Genomic DNA, 17825 nt, shown 5'->3' with positions numbered 1-17825 from the left:
TGAAAAAGCCCGAATACTATGGGATTGTCTCTTCCTTGTATGTAAGGGGGCAAAAATCGATATTAACCGACAGCCCCTTTATCTTATGTGGGGAACCCGTTCGGGCCATCCCTGTATATGACCGTTTAAAACAGCTGTAAACATTCGTTCCTTTGCTCCCGGATGTTCCTTGCTCAGTGTCTTCACCAGTTCCTTTGCATATTGCCGTTTTGTATAGCCGTCCACCGGGCAGGGACTCTTTTCCACTGGCAGATGGTATTTCTTTCGGAATCCAATGACATCAGCTTCATCCACGAACATCAGGGGACGGATGACCGTTAGATCCATACGATCCAGATAGGTTCTGGGAGAGAAAGAATGAAATCTCCCCTCAAAAATCAATGACAGCAGCATGGTCTCAACAATATCATCTTTATGATGGGCATAAGCCACTTTGTTGCAGCCCAGTTTTTTTGCAGCTTCATTTAACGCCCCTTTTCGCATCTTGGCGCAGAGGGAGCAGGGGTTGCTCTCCTTCCTCTCATCAAATATAATCTGTGCAATCTGAGTGGGAACTACCGTATAAGGAACCTCAAGCTCTCTGCAGAGATTGGCCATAGGTTCTGTGGAGAATCCCGGGTGCCCCAGATCTACTGTGATTGCCTCTATGGTAAATGGATTGGGGTAAAAACGCTTCAAACCGTGGAGCGCATAAAGCATAGTCAGGCTGTCCTTTCCCCCGGAAATTCCTACTGCAATTTTATCCCCTGGATCTATAAGCTGGTATTCATCCACTGCTTTTCTTGTATAACTCAATAATTGTTGTAATTTCATCTCTTTTCCTCCAATTAGCCATAAGTATTATATCTTAACAGACAAAAAAAAGAAATACATTTTTTACATTTTTGCAACACAAAGTCATAAATTTGTGATATACTTTTAGCGTCTGCGGGAAGTGTTTTCACTCCTGGGGATCATTATCAATTGGAGGCTGTTATGAAATTTCGTTGGGACAATAAATATCTTTATTGGGGAATTACAGCATTTCTTGTGATTTGCGCAAGTTTGCTTTTCTATTTTGGAATCTTTCATATGAATACGCTGCTGAATGGGATTCATATTATCAAAAACATTATGATGCCTGTTATCTGCGGGGCCGTCATAGCTTATCTGTTAAGCCCTATTGTAAACTTTTTGGAGCACAAGTGTATCTTTGAACCCCTGGAAAAGAAAAAGATCAGCCTAAACAAGAGAAAGCAGAGAGTCATCCGCTATGTCTGTGTATTTCTGGCTTTGATTTTTGCCGGGACCATTATATATACACTGATAGCCATGATTGTGCCGTCTATCATTGACAGCATTATTAATATCATCAATAACTCTCCCCGGTATATTCAAAATATTGAACACTGGATCGAAAGACTTCTGGAAGACAATCCAGATTTGGAGGCCACGGCATTTGATATGTTTACCCGCCTTTCCTCCAAGGCAGAGGTTTGGCTGACGCAGGATCTTCTTCCACAGCTGAAAGATCTGCTTCAGCAGCTTTCCTCCGGTATTTTTGATGTATTAATATTTCTGAAAAACATTTTAATCGGGGCTATTATTTCCGTCTATCTGATTGCGGACAAAGAAGGATTTATCGGCCAGGGGAAGATGTTTTTATATTCCATATTGCCTCTGGAAAAGGCCAATCATATGATTTCTAATCTTCGTTTTGTGCATAAGACATTCGGGGGCTTTATCAGCGGGAAAATTATTGACTCTTTTATTATTGGAATTCTGTGCTATATCGGCACTAGTCTTATCGGTACCCCTTACGCTATCCTGGTAAGCGTAATCGTGGGAATCACCAATGTGATTCCTTTCTTTGGACCATATTTGGGCGCCGTACCCTGTGCATTCCTGATTCTGCTGGTTAATCCTATGCAGTGTGTGTATTTTATTCTCTTTATCCTCATCCTGCAGCAGTTCGACGGAAATATCCTGGGTCCAAAGATTCTCGGAGAATCCACAGGCCTGTCCAGTTTTATGGTAATCGTTGCTATCCTGCTGTTTGGTGGAGTTTTCGGTATTCTGGGCATGTTTATCGGGGTACCTGTTATGGCGGTTATATACGCGGCATTCAAGTCCTGGAGGAGCAAAAAGCTTACCGAAAAGTCACTTCCCCCGGATGAGGCCTCTTACGTGGAGATGGACTGTATCGATGAAGCTACTCTTCAGCCAATTCCCTGTCCGGAAATGGCAAAAGACAGGAGAGAGGAAAAAAAGAAAGAGGAGAAATAACACAGCTATGAAATTAGTAATTCAACGGGTAAAAGAAGCCTCTGTAACGGTAGGAGAGACCTGTATCGGCAGTATCAAACAGGGGTTTCTGGTATTTGCAGGCATTGGCAGAGAGGACACCCCTGCAGTTGCAGACCGGTTTATTAAGAAGATGACCGGGCTGCGTATTTTTGAGGATGAAAACGGCAAGACAAATCTATCCCTGAAGGATGTGGGCGGCCAGATACTTTTAGTTTCCCAGTTCACGCTCTATGCTAACTGTAAAAAAGGAAACCGTCCCAGCTTTATTGAGTCCGGGGACCCAAAAGAGGCGAACAGACTCTATGAATATATGATCCAGAAGATCAGGGAAACAGGCATCCCTGTGCAGACGGGGGAATTTGGCGCAGAAATGAAGGTTTCGCTTATCAACGACGGACCTTTTACTATACTGCTGGATGATAAAACCTTTGAGTAAGAGAAGGAGACGGAGAAATGAAGCGTAAGAAACTATTACTGTACGGGCTGGTTGTCAGTCTTACTTTCTCAGCCATATCACCGGTTTACGGGGAAGGTCCGGGGAAAGCACAGGAACAGACAGCGCCCGGGGAAGAGCCTCAGCATCCGGAGGATTTGTCCGGAGAAGATGAAAATGCAGCTGCCGGGGAGGAATCTGGCTCCGTGCCTCAGGATTCACAGGAAAAAGAAGTCTCTGAGGAATCCAACAGCAGAGAGTTTCAGGAAGAAGCCAGGACTGCTGCAAAGGTGCCAAAAGCTTCCCCCCAGGATGCTGCGCCGCCCAATGAGGAGGGGCAGATGCCCCTAAGAGGGTGGGTCGAGGATGAGGGAATCTGGTACTTTTACCGGGAGGACGGGACCAAAGCCACCGGATGGATGTCCGAAGGCAGTCTTCGATATTATTTGCAGGAAGACGGGAGTCTGAGTCTTGGGCTTACAAGGATAGATCATGTACTTTATTATTTTGATCCCATAAAGGGACATCTGCGGACCGACAGCAGCAGCTGGCATATCTTTGAAGGGGAGTGGTATTACCTTCAGTCCGGCGTTTCTGTGACTGGCTGGAAATGGATTGGCAGCGACTGGTATTACTTTTACAGTGACGGAAAAATGGCTGTGGGAAGACTGGAATTAGACGGAACTCTGTATTTTTTGAACAAAGACGGGAGTATGGCCGTCGGATGGTATCTGGATACTGACGGCAGCTGGTATTATCTGAATGCCAGCGGAACTGCCAAAACCGGCTGGCTTCAGTTAGGCAATACCTGGTATTACCTTAACAGCAGCGGTCAGATGGCTGTAGGAAAAGCAATGGTAGGCAATACCACTTACCTTTTTAAAGACAATGGAGCTATGCTTTCCGGAGGGTGGCATCTTTTCCAGGGAGTCTGGTATTATCTCCGGCCGGACGGCGGTGCCGCCACAGGCTGGCAGAAGATTGGAAACTCCTGGTATTACCTTTCCCACAGCGGAGATATGGCAACGGGCTGGGTTAAGTCAGGTGCTCTCTGGTATTACCTGAAAGAGGACGGAAGTATGGCAACGGGCTGGCTTTTGGACGGGAAGTACTGGTATTATCTCAATGGCAGCGGAGCTATGCAGACCGGCTGGCTGAAGCAGGGAAAAGCCTGGTATTATCTCAATGGCAGCGGTATGATGCAGACCGGCTGGGTTTGGGTTGGAAATACCTGGTACTATTTTAACAGCAGCGGGTTAATGCAGACCGGCTGGCTGAAGCTTGGAAGTACCTGGTACTATCTCAACGGCAGCGGAGCCATGCAGACCGGATGGCTGAAACTGGGCAAGACCTGGTATTATCTAAACAGCAGCGGCGCTATGCAGACCGGATGGCTTCTTGACGGTAAGACCTGGTATTATTTCAACAGCAGCGGGGCCATGCAGACCGGTTGGATAAAGTCAGGCGCAGACCTGTACTATCTTGACAGCAGCGGAGCTATGAAGACGGATTGGATAAAGCTTGAAGGGATCTGGTATTATCTGACTCCTAACGGATCCGCCCAGACCGGAAAAGCTGTAGTTTCCGGAAAGCCCTATACGTTTAAAGAGAACGGAGCAATGGTGACCGGCTGGTATGCGGAGAATGGAAGCTGGTATTATTACGACAGCGACGGGCAGATGGTGACTGGCTGGATTCTTCTGGGCAAGACTTGGTATTATTTAGAACAGGATGGAAAGATGGCCACCGGCTGGCTGAAGCTTGGCAGCACCTGGTATTATTTAAACGGCAGCGGCGCTATGGCCACCGGCTGGCTGAAGCTTGGCAGCACCTGGTATTATTTAAACGGCAGCGGCGCTATGGCTACGGGCTGGCTGAAACTTGGCAGTACCTGGTATTATCTCAACGGCAGCGGGGCCATGCAGACCGGATGGCAGACCATTGGAAAATATAAATATTACTTTTATGATTCCGGTGCTATGGCTTCCGGGTGCTGGGTTGATGACTGCTACCTTACAAGCTCCGGTGCTATGGCTGTGAAACAGTGGATCGGAGATAAATATGTAGGAGCCGACGGCCATTATGTATCCACCGTTATGAAATGGCCCTGCCCGGCGTATACAAGGGTGTCCAGTGACTTTGGGTACAGGGACAAGCCTACCAGCGGAGCCAGTTCTTATCACCAGGGCGTAGATTTGGCTGCGCCTAAAAATTCATTGATTTTAGCGGCGGCAGGCGGAACTATCATCAATGCTTCCTCTCACTATGAGATGGGAAACTATGTAGAAATTGATCACGGAAACGGATTACATACAATCTATATGCATATGGAGAGCCGCGCTTCCAGCGCGAAAAAAGGTACTAAGGTATCAGCTGGTGATGTCATTGGATATGTAGGGCAGACGGGAGTGGCCACCGGATACCATCTTCATTTTGGCGTCAGTGTAAACGGAACCTATGTTTCACCATGGAATTATATACCGGATCCCCGTTAATCGCTTGTATGTCAGTCAGAGAAAGGAGGGCAGTCTGATGAACAGCATTGATTTGAGAAATGAGATATGGGACTATACCCGCTCCATTACCGGATATATGGGGAAGCTTTTTAAGCCTATTATTGACGAGACAGGACTGACTATGATTCAGATTCGGATCCTTCTGGAACTCCATCACACAGAAGAGCAGACAGTGGGTACTATTGGCAAAACCATCGGTTTGGCCAGCGGCAATGCCTCGTCCATGTGTAAACGCCTGGAAAAGGACGGATATATAGCCCGCTGCAGAGACACCCTGGATGAACGGGTGGTAAAGCTTACCCTGACGGCTTCCGGCTCCCGCATGGTTCGGGAAATCGAACAGGCTGTCTCTGAAAAGTATGACCCATACATTCAGCAGCAGCCCCAGGAAGAGCTGAGAGAAATCCGGTGCGGTCTGGAGAAACTGCTGCATCTGCTTCAGGATTTGTGTGAGATGACACAAGAAGATGATTAAAATTAAAATACCATGCTCTTTTGCATGGTATTTTAATTTTATGGTTTCTTCATATAATTTACATTGACTATCTCTGGATATCTTTATATTATAACTTTAATGTACGGAGAATACCGTACATCTGCCAAAGAACATGTATGAAAGCAGATTGTTTAAGATGATAAAAACAGGAGAGTGTGCTATGTTGTATTCGAGCTATTATTATCAGATTCTTCAGCAGTTAATCTATACGGTTCCCGCAGTTTTGCTGGCGATTACAGCCCATGAGTTTGCTCATGGCTACGTTTCTTACCGCCTGGGAGACCCCACGCCTAAACTGGATGGAAGGCTGTCTGTAAACCCACTCAGGCATCTGGACCTTATGGGGACCCTGTGTCTTCTGGTGTTTCACATGGGATGGGCGAAACCAGTCCGCGTCTGTCCCCGGTATTATAAAGATCCGCGCAAGGGAATGATTCAAGTGGCCCTTGCTGGTCCTGTCATGAACTTTTTTATGGCATTTGTATCTATGTTTGTATTTGGCCTGATAGTCCGCTTCTTTGGAGGGGTCCCATCTGGGATAGTTGCCTATTTCTATTATCTGTCCTATTATCTGGCTGTTATTAATGTGGGGCTGGGCGTCTTTAACCTGATTCCCATTCCCCCTCTGGACGGATCCAATGTACTGCGGGAACTTTTTCCCAGGGTACAGTACTATTACCAGAGGGCTGGCCGGTATATGCCCGTTATTCTCATTGTATTGCTGATGACAGGTGTTCTCAGCCGACCGCTGACCCTTATGGACAACGGGATATTAAATGGGCTGTGGAGCATCGTAAAAGGGATTCTGGGGATAGGCTATATAAACAGTGGAGGAGGAATTGCTGTCTGAGAGCAATTCCTCCTTTGCTTGATTACAAATATTCACCTATGGTCTGATACATATAATTGGAGTCAACAGGCTTTGTGATAAATCCATTCATTCCTGCCTTTTCCGCAGCGTCGATATCCTCCTGAAAGGTATTGGCCGTCATGGCTAAAATGGGGACAGTGCTTCCTCCGGATAATTGACTGCTTCGGATTTCCCTGGCTGCCTCCAGACCGTTTTTTACCGGCATCTGCAGATCCATGAGAATCAAATCGTAATACCCGGATTTGTGGCTTTCAAACATGAAAACAGCTTCCTGGCCGTTACAAGCCCTCTCGGTCAGTATCCCTTTCATCTTTAGAAGCTCTTCGGCAATCTCTGCATTTAAATCATTATCCTCCGCAAGCAGAATCCTTTTTCCTCTAAATGACTCTTCCGACGCGGGTTCTTTTTTTATGGCTTCCGTTTCATCCGGAGCTACTACAGGAAGACTTAACGTGAAGAAAAATTCTGCCCCCTCTTTCGGGGTACTATTCACCATCAGTTCCCCGCCCATGAGCTTCACAATATTCTGACTTATGGGAAGTCCAAGTCCGGTACCCTCGCTTTTAGAACTGCTGGTGCCTAGCTGCTCAAAAACGCCGAAGATCTGTTTCTGGAATTCAGGAGCAATCCCGTCCCCTGTATCAGTAACAGAAAACCGATACACAGCCCTGTCATTTTCAAAAGCTTCTTCTTTTACCTCCAGTGTGATGATTCCCTTTGGGGGAGTGAATTTACCTGCATTGGAAAGAAGATTGGTGAGGACCTGCCGGAGGCGAATGGGATCTCCGGTAACCCCGCTGTGCGCAATATCTGTCTGGAAGTTGAATTCCTGGTCTTTTTGCAGAGTTTGTATCCTGGTCATTTCCTCTACTTCACGTAACAGTTTATCCAGTGAAAAAGGTTCTGAGGCAATGGTAAGCATGCCGCCGTCCAGCCTTGACATATCAAGAATGTCATTGAGCAGGGCCAGAAGATATTTTGTGGATGAACGTATCTTCTCAAGGTTCCCCTTCACTTCACCGGAGAGCCCCTCTTTCATGCAGGTAAGATCCACAAGACCGGCGATGGCATTCATTGGAGTCCGTATCTCATGGCTCATTCTTGATAGAAATTCACCCTTGGCTTTGCTTTCTGCCTCCGCACGCCTTAACTCTGCCTGCAGTACCGTACTTTTTACTCTGGATCTGGCAATTAATACAACGGCCAGCAGGATTAGCAGCAGGAAAGCCGCAACGATTAAGACCGCGGCCATAGGATTTTCATAAATCAATTCCTTCAGAGTCACCGGTACGTAGCTGCCGGAGACAAAATTACGTCCTGTGACAGCGTCCATCTTTTCCTCCGGGATATCGCTGATCCCCTTGTTGAGGATACTCAGCAGTTCCGGGTCCACCGGACGCACCATAGCAAAGGAAACTGAGGTACTGGTATTGTAAAAGGTAACCGGCGTAATATTTCTGTAACTGGGCTTTTGCAGTTCTGTTTCCAGAGAGGTTGCAAGTCCATAGACAAAGTCGGCCTCTCCCTGATTAACTGCCTTTACACATTCCTCCGTCGTGGAATAGTATACGGTCTGTTCAGCCTGCACATCCTCGGGGAGAACCCGTCCCTCCAGAACAGCTCCCGTAAGATTGCCGGAAGGATAGCTCACCGAATTGTTTTTCACTATCATATTATTCATAGTGATAAAGGGCTTAGTCAGAGCCAGTCCCTGTTCCCGGGCAGCGTCCTCTGTATCCAGAAACCACCCCAGAATATCTGCTTTTCCCTCCTGTACCATATGGATTGCATCTGTATAAGTATCTGCAAAGCAATAGGTAAATTCCAGTCCCGAAGAGTCAGAGATCTCATCCAGGATGTCTGGTATAATTCCATTATGGTGCTGTTTGTCCCCGTCAATACAGTAATAAGGATGCCAGTCCTTTACTGCCGCCACTTTAATTTTTCCGGCATTTTTTATATATTCTAGTTCTTCGGGATTGTATCGAATATCAGCAGTGCGCTGTTCAGGAAAATGCAGTGCATAGTGTTTCTCTGCAAAATCAGGGTCCCCCTCAAGAATATAACGAAGGGCTGTGTTCAATTCGTCCAGAATCTCCTGTTTTCCACCAGCGACTGCAATATAATAAGGCTGTGCCTCAAAGGAAGCAATCACACGGAAATCCTGAATGTCTTCCAAATCATTTCCCAATAACAGGTCCACCTCTCCATTTTCCAGATGATGATAGAGCGTGGCGTTCACCATGTCCGCCTGAGCATAATATTTCAGTTTGCATTCCACACCGTTGAAATTAAGAAACTCCTGCAGTCTGCGAATCTTTTCGTCTGCTTTTTCGTATACTCCGATGGTCTTGCCGTTTAGTGTGCTGAGATCATAGGTTCTCAGGTCAAGATCATCTTTGCGGCAGAAGAGCACCGCCCGGTTGCTGGCCATGTTGTAATCGGGGTAGGATAAATACCCTTCCAGGTCCTCAGAATAATAAGTTCCCCCCAGCAAGTCATATTTACCGTCCATAAAGTTCGCAATCAACTCCTCGGACTCCCCGGTTATATATTCATAGTCCCAATTGGTATACTTAGCAATCTCATTGAGGTAATCTACCACTAAGCCTTTGTGATTTCCTTTCTCATCCGTCTCGCTCACGCCTTTAATATAAGGAAATGCCACTTTAAGAACTTTTTTTTCCGGCACGGCATCTTCAGCCTGTACAAGAAAAGCGGTGTGCTGCAAAGAACCCAATAGCAGCAATAGCAGCAGAAAGAACGCAAAGATTGTTTTTGTGTTTTTTTTAATTTTCATGTGTCCCCCTATATATGAATTATACTTTGGCATAGATATTGTGCATTGTCAGTCCCTGGTTAATGGGCGCCAGTCATATAAAGAATTATATCACAAAAACCTGTAATAGGACATTGTATTTCTTAATTTGGTTTTGTATTACAAAATATGGTTCAAGTCTTACATCTGCCCTTATATGCTCAGATCAAAAGATTTGCTAAAATCAGTCTAATAAAGGAAACAAGGAGAAAGAGAGGGTAATGTATGCTTAAGGTAAGTCATTTATACAAGTCTTATACCTCAGGGAAGACAGTATATCCTGTATTAAAGGATGTGTCATTTGAAATAAAGGAGGGAGAGATCGCTGCAATTATGGGGCAGTCGGGGTCAGGAAAAACTACACTGCTTAACTGTATTTCTTGTTTTATTCCCTTTGAGCGTGGAGAAGTTCTTCTGGGGGAGCAGAATATTAAGAGCTTGAAGGAAGAGGAACTGTCCAGGGTGCGCAATGAAAAGCTGGGATTTGTATTCCAGGATTTTATGCTCTTTGACGGTCTGACTGTCTTGGAGAACATCTGTGTTCCCCAGGTGATTAAAGGCAGTCAGGCGCTGCAGATGGAGAACAGGGCCAGACAGCTGTGCACAATTTTTGGGATTGAGAAGATTATAGAGAAATATCCCGCAGAGATTTCAGGGGGAGAGAAGCAGAGAACAGCAGTTGCCAGAGCACTGATGAACCATCCCTCCGTTATTTTGGCTGACGAACCAACCGGTAATCTGGACAGCAAATCCTGCCAGGCAGTAATCGACGCATTCCAGACTGCCAGAAAACAACTGCAGGCTACTATCTTTATGGTTACCCATGACAGCTATGTCGCCAGCTTCTGCGACAGAGTCATTGTACTGAAGGACGGCTGTATCTTTAGAGAAGTAAGAAATGAGGGAAACAGACAGGAATTCATGGATACTCTTCTGGAGGTCATCCGGGAAGTGGGAGGAGGAAGCCATGACTCTGAATAAAATATATGGAAAGCTTCGCAGCTATAACCGTAAAAATTATTTTCTGCTGACTTTCTGTATTCTTCTGTCTGTTTCACTTATTACTTCTTATGCCATGATTTATTTCAGTCCAACAGTACAGAACTTTCTTCCTCAAGGGGGAGACAGCAGAAAAATGGGAACAATGATCTTCGCCGCCGCTATTTTGGGCTGCGGAATCTTCACAGTATACGCATCTTCCCTGTTTCTAAAATATAAATCCAGAGAGATGGGGATTCTTATGGCCATAGGGGCTCAGAAACGCCAGCTGCGGTCTGTACTGTTTGTGGATATAGGTCTGGTTACCGCATCTTCTTCGCTTATAGGACTGGTATTGGGTATCCCTGTTTCCAGAGGTGTCTGGGGATTGTTTCAGCTGCTGATTGTGGATACCAGGGAGATGCGCTACCAATTTGCACCCATAGGTCTGGGGGTGGGAGCCGGTTTTGCTGCCGCGGTTACCGTATGCTGCTTCATTCAGGCCATACGATTCCTGAACAGAAGCAATATTATGGAGATTTTAAATGATCACAGAAAATCTGAGCCTGTCCGGGACGTGAAAGGCTGGTACGGCGGAGCGGGAATCGGACTGGTGATTCTGGGATTTCTGCTTGGCTATTTTGGATATGACATATTTAGAATCCTGTTCTCCCGGAGACAGCCGGCGCTATGGAGCCTTACCTATCTTCTGGCTGTGGCAGGTGTTTACATGACAGCCGTCTATCTGGTAGTCCATGGGAAGAAAGGCCGCAATCCCCAGAGATACTATAAAAATATTATCTCTATCAGTATGATGCGTTTTATGGGACGCCAGACTGTGAGAAATATCTGTGTCATTGTCTTATTGGTCTTTGGGGGACTCTTTGCGGTCATCTATGTGCCGGGCATATGGACCCAAAATCAGGAGGTCATTAAGAATATGCCTGTAGATTACCTGTTTACCTATCCGGCCGGGGAGAAGCAGATTACAGAAGAAGAAGTCCGAAACCTGGCGGATACCTATAATACTGAGGTGAAGAATTATCGGGAGCTGGAGGTTTTGGAATTCATTATTGACGGAACAGAGGAAATCTATCATAAAGACGGCAGTATTTCGGAAACCTATATGGAACGTATGGCAAGCGCTATGTTCCTGAAAGCTGGCGACATATCAGAAATAACGGGCAGAGATGTTGTGATACCTGCAGGCAGCTACGGGATTGCAGTGAAAAAGGCATATAAACATGCGGACGGGGAGAAAGATCTGCTTATCACACACCCATCCACCGGGAAATCCCAAAAGCTGACTTATGGGGGAAATGTGCTGTTTGATGTCTCTTTGGTGAATGACCTGGGCAATATCTATTATGTGCTAAACGATCAGGAATTTGACAGCTACAGCAGTCGTCTGAAGCCAGAAAACAAATACGTGACAACTGCCTTTGATGTGGAAAACTGGAAGGAAACCTATGGGTTTGCATCAGCCCTGAAAAATCAGATAATCCTCCGCACGTCGAAGGCTGCGTCGGTATACGCCGGGTACAACAACTATGTAAAATACAGATATGAGAGCCAGGGGATCCCCTACTTTATGGATGAAGAATATCCCCCGGGAGTGGGCAATCTGAAAATGGAGGCAGAGAATAGTATGCTGAGCACAAGCTGGAGATATTACCCCCAATTCAAAGTTCTCCTTGCTCAGGATATGCTGAAAAATATGTCTGTGTATATTATGCTGTTTGTGTATATTGCCATCGTATGTCTGACGGCAGTGGGTGTCATTGCCTATACAAGGGGGGTCTCCATTGGGATAAATTACAAGCAGGTGTTTGTGGATCTAAAGCGCCTGGGAGCCAGCCATAAATATATCAGGTTCTGTATCCGCAGCCAGCTGCGTAAGATCTTCTTTTTTCCCTATTTTATGGGGGTTGCTGTTTCCCTCTTTTATGTGTTTCTTATCTATTGGCAGAATGACGTAATCATAGCAGCAGCAGAAATCCGGGCCGTGGGTGTGATACTCCTTGCCATCTGCCTGATTTTTGGTTATATTTATCTGGTATACAGAGCGGCAGAACGAAAGTTTCAGCATCTGGTGGGCATACGGAAAACGGCAGGGACAGATGAATGACAAGAGGGAGGTGACTGCATGGTGACAGTAGGAATTTGTGATGACGAGAAGCAGCAGAGAACTATGCTGAGAAGGATAGCAGAATCCTATTTTCAGCTTTTGGGAGAAGAATATAAAGTAGAAGAATATGAAGGTGGTGAAAGCCTGCTGCAGAAGATACAGCAGGACCCCTATGGGACGGACATTATTTTTCTGGACATTCAGATGAACGGGTTGGACGGCGTAGAAACGGCCCGGAGGATCCGACACTTTTCCAGGGAAGCTGTGCTGATTTTTGTTACGGGCTATGAGGATTATGTATTCCACGGCTACGAAGTGGGTGCACTAAACTACATCGTAAAGCCTTACGCCAGAGAGAAGATTACACTTGTACTGGACGAGGCTGTGAAACGGCTGGAGATGGATAGGCAGCGGTGTCTGCCGGTACAGCAGGGCAGCAGCCTGAGTAAGATTCCTGTACGGGATATCAGGTATCTTTACAGCCAGCTGAGGAAAATTGTTTTGAATACTGTAAACGGGCAGCTGGAGTTTTACGGAAAGCTGGGGGAGTTGCAAAAGCAGCTCCCCGGCTGTTTTGTCCGCACCCATCAGCGATATGTGGTGAATCTGGCTTATGCAGATGAAGTCCGCCCGAATCAGGTACTTATAGGGAAAGATAGTATCCCAGTGAGCAGAAAATATTACCAGGAGTTGTCTGGTGCATTTGCCAGATTTCTTCTGCAGCAGTAGGAGGCGTTATGGTCAGAGGTTATGTAAGTGTATTATGGATCGTGTCAATGTGCATGAACCTCATATGCTCTTTCTTTTTGTACAGACTTTCTGGTTTATTGGTGGAATACAGAACAAAGCTTAGATTTTTGTTCCTAGTCTGGTGTATGTTTTTGCTTCCCCTGCCGATATACGATACAGATGCCACAAATGTGCTGGGAATGCTGGCCGCTTTTTTGTTTATCGTTCTAATCTGCACCAAGGGAGAGCTTATTAACAGGCTCTCTGTGGTACTAATCTTTTACCCTTTGATCCTGGGGCTGAATTATCTGTTATGCAACAATCCGGTGTATTCCTTTAAAATAAATTTTATGATGTTCTTACAGCAAAACAGCAATGATCTTGCGGCGGTGGATTACCTGCTCAATTTTGCTGCCGGCTTATTTTTGGATCTTCTGAAAGTCTTGGTTTGGGCTTTGCTGTACTATGGTTTTAAAAAACGCTTAGAGGAAATCAAACGCTATATGTCCGGAAGGATTTGGCTGATTATATCTGTAATCTGTACAATCTCTTTTTTGTCTATGGTCACTGTTATTGTATTTCCTCCTTTTGATGCGAAAACTGCAGCTGAATATTATGACAGCCCCGGTCTGTTTTACGGTTCTTATAGAACCTTTGTCATAGTAATCAGCGGAATCCTTTCAATTATAGGGATTCTGTATCTGCTGCAGCCTGTGATCGAGAATGTAAAAAACAGGGAAAAGCTTCAGATTGAAGGACTGAAAGAAGAGTACTACCGTTCGCTGGAAGAACAGCAGGAGAGTGTCCGGAGACTGCGCCATGATATGAATAACCACTTTCAGACCATAAAGAGCTGTCTGGAGCAGGGCGATATCAGCGGAGCCGGAGAATATCTGGAGCAGTTCGGCAGCAGTCTGCCTGCCGGAACAGGGAAACAGTTCTGCAGTGACAGGGCATTAAATGCCGTACTGAATCATCGATGGGAAAAACTGCAGAATCTGCAGGCTGATGTTCACTTCAATCTGGAGATAAAACAGGTGATGGAAGTAACCTCTCTGGAACTCTGTACCATATTTTCCAATGCCCTGGACAATGCTATAGAGGCTGTCAGCAAGATTCCGGATCCGGTCCAAAGAAAGGTATTTCTGCAGGCCAGGACAAAGAAAGGATATTTCAGTCTGAGGATTGCCAACAGCAAAGAGAACCGGATTATAAGTGCCCATGGAAAGATGGAGTCGGATAAAAAAGAAGCCGGACATGGATACGGGTTGGAAAATATACGGGAAATTGCAAAACGTTACGAGGGGAATATGGAGGTGGAGTATACGGAAAAAGAATTTGTGCTGTTTCTTTATCTGCGGTTAGAATAGCGGATTATTGCTCTGCAAAAAACTTGTTGACTCTCACGCTGCGTCATAGCATAAGATTAAGGTATCAGGAACAGGAGGAGAGAATATGAAGACTGTAAAAGAAGTATCAAACCTGACAGGTATCAGCGTGCGCACGCTGCACTACTACGATGAGATTGACTTACTCAAGCCTACCGTACTCAGTGAGGCGGGATACCGGTTTTATGACGATAAAGCTCTGGAAAAATTGCAGCAGATACTGTTTTTACGGGAACTTGACTTGCCCCTGAAGCAAATCAAAGAAATCTTAGAAAATCCTGATCTTGATAAAAAGCAATTATTATACAGCCAAAAAAGAATGCTGGTAGTGAAAAAAGAAAGACTGGAACGAATTATCGCCAGCATCGGGGAAATTCTGAAAGGAGATAATAAGATGAATTTTGAAGTTTTCAGCAAGGCTGACCTTGAGGATATGTACCGCAATATGGAAACAAACATGACAAAAGAGCAGCAGGAGATTTTTAAAAAAGAGTATGGCAGTATGGAACAGTTTAAGGAACAATTTCTGGAAAGCGCTTCCTCCAGGCAGGCGCAGAAAAATTTCGCTAAAGTAGTGGAATGGTATGGAGATAAGGAAAGCGCTCTCAAAGCTTCCGCAAATCCGGAGAATTCAAAAATATTGGATGCCTATGGAAACAGACTGGAGCAGATTACCAGAAAATTAGCGGACAAGACCGGCCAGGATGTAAATACATTTGAGGTAAAGGAAATTGTGGGAGAAATGGACTTTGTCTGCAGGCAGCTTTATCAGATGGACGATGTAACCGCGCTTATGCTGGACATGGCCGAAAAATATATTACCAATAAAAAAATGCAGGAAAACCTGGATGCAGTATACGGAGATGGCTCCACGCTGTTTATCGGGCAGGCGCTGAAGGCATTTTATATACAGCCGGAAGAATAATTATTTATGGTATCCTGTATTACTTCAATGAATTTTGGGGCTGGCTTAGATAAAATCTGATGCTGTCTTTTCCAGTGCGTAAGAACTGGAAAAGACCATAGTTGCCCTGCGGGAATATCTGTGTAAAAACAGAAGTTTACCATTTTATCTGCAGCCACAGCGGTCTTTATCTCTCTGATGGAAATGCATACCGTAATGGAGAGGGATTTCTCCGCTTACCGGACATTCCGTTCTTTGCTCTCATTTACGTCCAGAAGAAATGCTTCGTTCATTTTCCTCTGGATTTTTATATAGGTCTCCAATTCCTCCATAGTAAAAGAGCTGAGCATTTCCGCAGTGCGGCGGTAACAGCCGTCCTCGAAAATTTTGTGGAACTGATAGAGCTGCTGGCCTTTGTCTGTCAGATAGAGATTATACTCTCGGTTATTATGTTCGTTACGCACTTGTTTTAGGAGGTTCTTCTTTTTCATGCGGTACATTAGCTGGGAGCAGGCACTCTTGGTCTTATCGAAAAACACACTGAGCTCTGTAATCGTGATGCCCGGCTCATCACCTACCTTGCGGATAAACTGGGATTCGGCCTGGTAGAGGATAAAGCCGTTGTAATCGTGGAGCATAGAATCGTATTCATATGCATAATCATATCCTTCGTCGAAGGTGTCCAAGGCTTGACGGACTTTCTCAAAATGTTCTTTTTTCATAAAGGGTTCTCCATATAAACTATTTAATAGCTTAATTGTAAAGCAAAAAAACAAAAAGAGGAATATACAATTTTGCACAAAATGCAATATGCATTTTTGGTAGTTTTTTGATGAAAAATATGATTGCTTTTTCAGCTTTATTTTTATATTATATAGTTAATGTTATTAACAATAAATAATATTAAAGATAAATGGCATATAACATAAAGGAGGTGTTCTCATATGAAATATGATTTTGACAAAGTTTTAGACAGGCATGGTACATTGAGTCATAAATGGGACGGGATGGAAGAAGAATTTCCTGGAAACCCTCAGGCGCTGCCTTTCTGGGTGGCAGACACAGACTTTCCCTGTCCCCGTCCGATTGCGGAGGCCGTCTGCAAGCGGGCAGCCCATCCTATCTACGGTTACAGCGACATATCCGTCAAGGCTCAGGGACTGGCGGCCAGGTGGCAGGAGAAGAGAAATGGATGGAAGGCGAAGCCGGAGTGGGTGACCTTCAGTAATGGCATTGTACCGGCCTTAAGTGCTATGGTGGCAGCTTTTACTCGGCCCGGAGAAGGGGTCATCGTGCAGCCTCCCGTATATTATCCCTTCCAGGACAGTGTGGTGAACAATGGCAGAAAGCTGGTAGAAAATCCTCTTGTCTTTGACGGGGAAAAATGGGGAATTAATTTTGAGGAGCTGGAACAGCTGGCCGCTGATCCTGGAAATAAGCTGTTGCTTTTATGTCATCCGTTAAACCCCGTTTCCCGGGTTCTGGACAGGGAAGAACTGAAGCGTATCGGAGATATCTGCATACATAATGAGGTGATTGTGGCCATTGATGAGATCCACTCTGATCTTACTTACCAGCACAAACGTTTCTATTCTCTGGCCGGTTTGGGAAAGGAATATGAGCGTATCAGCGTGACTGCCATGGCCCCGTCCAAAACGTTCAACATTGCAGGTTTGCAGATTTCCGCTATTTTGATACCTGATGAGGCGCTGCGGGAAGCTTTTGTGAAGGAGATGGACCGAAGGGTAAATATACCCAATGCCTTTGGCGTAACTGCCTTTGATGTAGCCTATTCTGACCCGGAGTGTGAGGAATATTTAGAGCAGCTTCTCGCTTATCTGTGGGAGAATTATCTCTTTGTAGACAGGTATCTGGGTAAATGGATGCCGAAAATCACATGCCAGAAGCCGGATGCCACGTATCTGCTGTGGCTGGACTGCAGAAAACTTCATCTGAATGATGATGCACTGGAGCATTTCTGGCTGCGGGAGGCAGGTCTGGCCCTGGATGCAGGGAGATGGTTCGGCAGGGGAGGAAGCGGTTTTATGCGGATGAATATTGGCTGTGCCAGGAGCCTTCTGGCACAGGGCTTGGGTCAGTTGAGAGAAGCATACAGAAAAAGAGGGTTTTAAAAAGAAAACAATATAAAAAAACATCATAAAAGGAGGGCAAAGTAATGAATAAGTATTTCCCAAATCTATTTACTATGAAACAAAAACCATCGGATAGCCAAAAAAGCGCATACTATCCCTATTAAACTTTTAATCGTCCATTTTGA

Annotated in this window: 14 protein-coding genes; 11 read left to right on the top strand and 3 right to left on the bottom strand. The window is 45.3% G+C overall.

Features of this window, described 5'->3' with window-relative positions:
- Window positions 1-78: 78 nt before the first annotated feature.
- Window positions 79-813: an ATP-binding protein gene (locus GKG41_RS22520; RefSeq protein WP_154262857.1), complete on the bottom strand. Its 735-nt coding sequence runs from the start codon at window positions 811-813 to the stop codon at window positions 79-81.
- Window positions 814-975: 162 nt separating this feature from the next.
- Between GKG41_RS22520 and GKG41_RS22515 the strand changes: the two genes are divergently transcribed.
- The 5 genes from GKG41_RS22515 to GKG41_RS22495 all read left to right on the top strand — a co-directional run bounded on the left by GKG41_RS22515 (window position 976) and on the right by GKG41_RS22495 (window position 6581).
- Window positions 976-2265: an AI-2E family transporter gene (locus tag GKG41_RS22515; protein ID WP_154262855.1), complete on the top strand. Its 1290-nt coding sequence runs from the start codon at window positions 976-978 to the stop codon at window positions 2263-2265.
- 7 nt (window positions 2266-2272) lie between these two features.
- A complete protein-coding gene (dtd, locus tag GKG41_RS22510; RefSeq protein ID WP_154262853.1) occupies window positions 2273-2722 on the top strand; it encodes a D-aminoacyl-tRNA deacylase in 450 nt (149 codons plus the stop codon).
- Window positions 2723-2739: 17 nt separating this feature from the next.
- The gene (locus GKG41_RS22505) at window positions 2740-5214 is read left to right on the top strand and encodes a peptidoglycan DD-metalloendopeptidase family protein (protein ID WP_154262850.1); all 2475 of its coding nucleotides are present in this window, start codon (window positions 2740-2742) and stop codon (window positions 5212-5214) included.
- Window positions 5215-5251: 37 nt separating this feature from the next.
- Entirely contained in the window at window positions 5252-5710 is a 459-nt protein-coding gene (locus tag GKG41_RS22500) for a MarR family winged helix-turn-helix transcriptional regulator (protein ID WP_173015694.1), read from the top strand.
- A 181-nt stretch (window positions 5711-5891) separates the two neighbouring features.
- Window positions 5892-6581, top strand: coding sequence for a site-2 protease family protein (locus GKG41_RS22495; protein ID WP_154262839.1), 690 nt, complete (start codon window positions 5892-5894; stop codon window positions 6579-6581).
- 22 nt (window positions 6582-6603) lie between these two features.
- On the opposite strand, the gene GKG41_RS22490 is transcribed toward GKG41_RS22495, so the two are convergent.
- Window positions 6604-9402: a transporter substrate-binding domain-containing protein gene (locus GKG41_RS22490; protein WP_154262836.1), complete on the bottom strand. Its 2799-nt coding sequence runs from the start codon at window positions 9400-9402 to the stop codon at window positions 6604-6606.
- A 243-nt stretch (window positions 9403-9645) separates the two neighbouring features.
- Between GKG41_RS22490 and GKG41_RS22485 the strand changes: the two genes are divergently transcribed.
- The 5 genes from GKG41_RS22485 (at window position 9646) to GKG41_RS22465 (ending at window position 15568) form a co-directional block, all read left to right on the top strand.
- The gene (locus GKG41_RS22485) at window positions 9646-10401 is read left to right on the top strand and encodes an ABC transporter ATP-binding protein (protein WP_154262828.1); all 756 of its coding nucleotides are present in this window, start codon (window positions 9646-9648) and stop codon (window positions 10399-10401) included.
- Window positions 10388-12526, top strand: a complete 2139-nt coding sequence (locus tag GKG41_RS22480; protein ID WP_173015693.1) for an FtsX-like permease family protein — start codon at window positions 10388-10390, stop codon at window positions 12524-12526. Before GKG41_RS22485 ends, GKG41_RS22480 begins: the two co-directional genes overlap by 14 nt.
- 18 nt (window positions 12527-12544) lie before the next feature.
- Window positions 12545-13255, top strand: coding sequence for a LytTR family DNA-binding domain-containing protein (locus GKG41_RS22475; RefSeq protein WP_154262816.1), 711 nt, complete (start codon window positions 12545-12547; stop codon window positions 13253-13255).
- An 8-nt stretch (window positions 13256-13263) separates the two neighbouring features.
- Window positions 13264-14625 (top strand): GHKL domain-containing protein, encoded by a 1362-nt coding sequence (locus GKG41_RS22470; protein ID WP_154262813.1) that lies wholly within the window; start codon window positions 13264-13266, stop codon window positions 14623-14625.
- Between the two features lie 85 nt (window positions 14626-14710).
- Window positions 14711-15568 carry a MerR family transcriptional regulator gene (locus GKG41_RS22465; RefSeq protein WP_154262810.1) on the top strand — a complete coding sequence of 286 codons (858 nt, stop codon included), beginning with the start codon at window positions 14711-14713 and terminating at the stop codon, window positions 15566-15568.
- Window positions 15569-15783: 215 nt separating this feature from the next.
- Here the strand turns inward: GKG41_RS22465 and GKG41_RS22460 are convergent, their stop codons facing one another.
- On the bottom strand, window positions 15784-16269 hold the full coding sequence (locus GKG41_RS22460) for a MarR family transcriptional regulator (protein WP_154262807.1): 486 nt from the start codon (window positions 16267-16269) through the stop codon (window positions 15784-15786).
- Between the two features lie 222 nt (window positions 16270-16491).
- Between GKG41_RS22460 and GKG41_RS22455 the strand changes: the two genes are divergently transcribed.
- Window positions 16492-17679: a PatB family C-S lyase gene (locus tag GKG41_RS22455; RefSeq protein WP_154262803.1), complete on the top strand. Its 1188-nt coding sequence runs from the start codon at window positions 16492-16494 to the stop codon at window positions 17677-17679.
- Window positions 17680-17825 lie beyond the last annotated feature (146 nt).

Source organism: Lactonifactor sp. BIOML-A5 (assembly GCF_009677585.1).
Classification (GTDB): domain Bacteria; phylum Bacillota; class Clostridia; order Lachnospirales; family Lachnospiraceae; genus Lactonifactor.
The sequence above is the reverse complement of the archived record's forward strand: the minus strand, read 5'-3'. Positions and strand labels throughout refer to the sequence as shown.

What these genes read in the sequence shown, in the direction of transcription:
- GKG41_RS22520 (WP_154262857.1), bottom strand. Translation starts at nt 813, where the DNA reads ATGAAATTACAACAATTATTGAGTTATACAAGAAAAGCAGTGGATGAA.
- GKG41_RS22515 (WP_154262855.1), top strand. Translation starts at nt 976, where the DNA reads ATGAAATTTCGTTGGGACAATAAATATCTTTATTGGGGAATTACAGCA.
- dtd (WP_154262853.1), top strand. Translation starts at nt 2,273, where the DNA reads ATGAAATTAGTAATTCAACGGGTAAAAGAAGCCTCTGTAACGGTAGGA.
- GKG41_RS22505 (WP_154262850.1), top strand. Translation starts at nt 2,740, where the DNA reads ATGAAGCGTAAGAAACTATTACTGTACGGGCTGGTTGTCAGTCTTACT.
- GKG41_RS22500 (WP_173015694.1), top strand. Translation starts at nt 5,252, where the DNA reads ATGAACAGCATTGATTTGAGAAATGAGATATGGGACTATACCCGCTCC.
- GKG41_RS22495 (WP_154262839.1), top strand. Translation starts at nt 5,892, where the DNA reads ATGTTGTATTCGAGCTATTATTATCAGATTCTTCAGCAGTTAATCTAT.
- GKG41_RS22490 (WP_154262836.1), bottom strand. Translation starts at nt 9,402, where the DNA reads ATGAAAATTAAAAAAAACACAAAAACAATCTTTGCGTTCTTTCTGCTG.
- GKG41_RS22485 (WP_154262828.1), top strand. Translation starts at nt 9,646, where the DNA reads ATGCTTAAGGTAAGTCATTTATACAAGTCTTATACCTCAGGGAAGACA.
- GKG41_RS22480 (WP_173015693.1), top strand. Translation starts at nt 10,388, where the DNA reads ATGACTCTGAATAAAATATATGGAAAGCTTCGCAGCTATAACCGTAAA.
- GKG41_RS22475 (WP_154262816.1), top strand. Translation starts at nt 12,545, where the DNA reads ATGGTGACAGTAGGAATTTGTGATGACGAGAAGCAGCAGAGAACTATG.
- GKG41_RS22470 (WP_154262813.1), top strand. Translation starts at nt 13,264, where the DNA reads ATGGTCAGAGGTTATGTAAGTGTATTATGGATCGTGTCAATGTGCATG.
- GKG41_RS22465 (WP_154262810.1), top strand. Translation starts at nt 14,711, where the DNA reads ATGAAGACTGTAAAAGAAGTATCAAACCTGACAGGTATCAGCGTGCGC.
- GKG41_RS22460 (WP_154262807.1), bottom strand. Translation starts at nt 16,269, where the DNA reads ATGAAAAAAGAACATTTTGAGAAAGTCCGTCAAGCCTTGGACACCTTC.
- GKG41_RS22455 (WP_154262803.1), top strand. Translation starts at nt 16,492, where the DNA reads ATGAAATATGATTTTGACAAAGTTTTAGACAGGCATGGTACATTGAGT.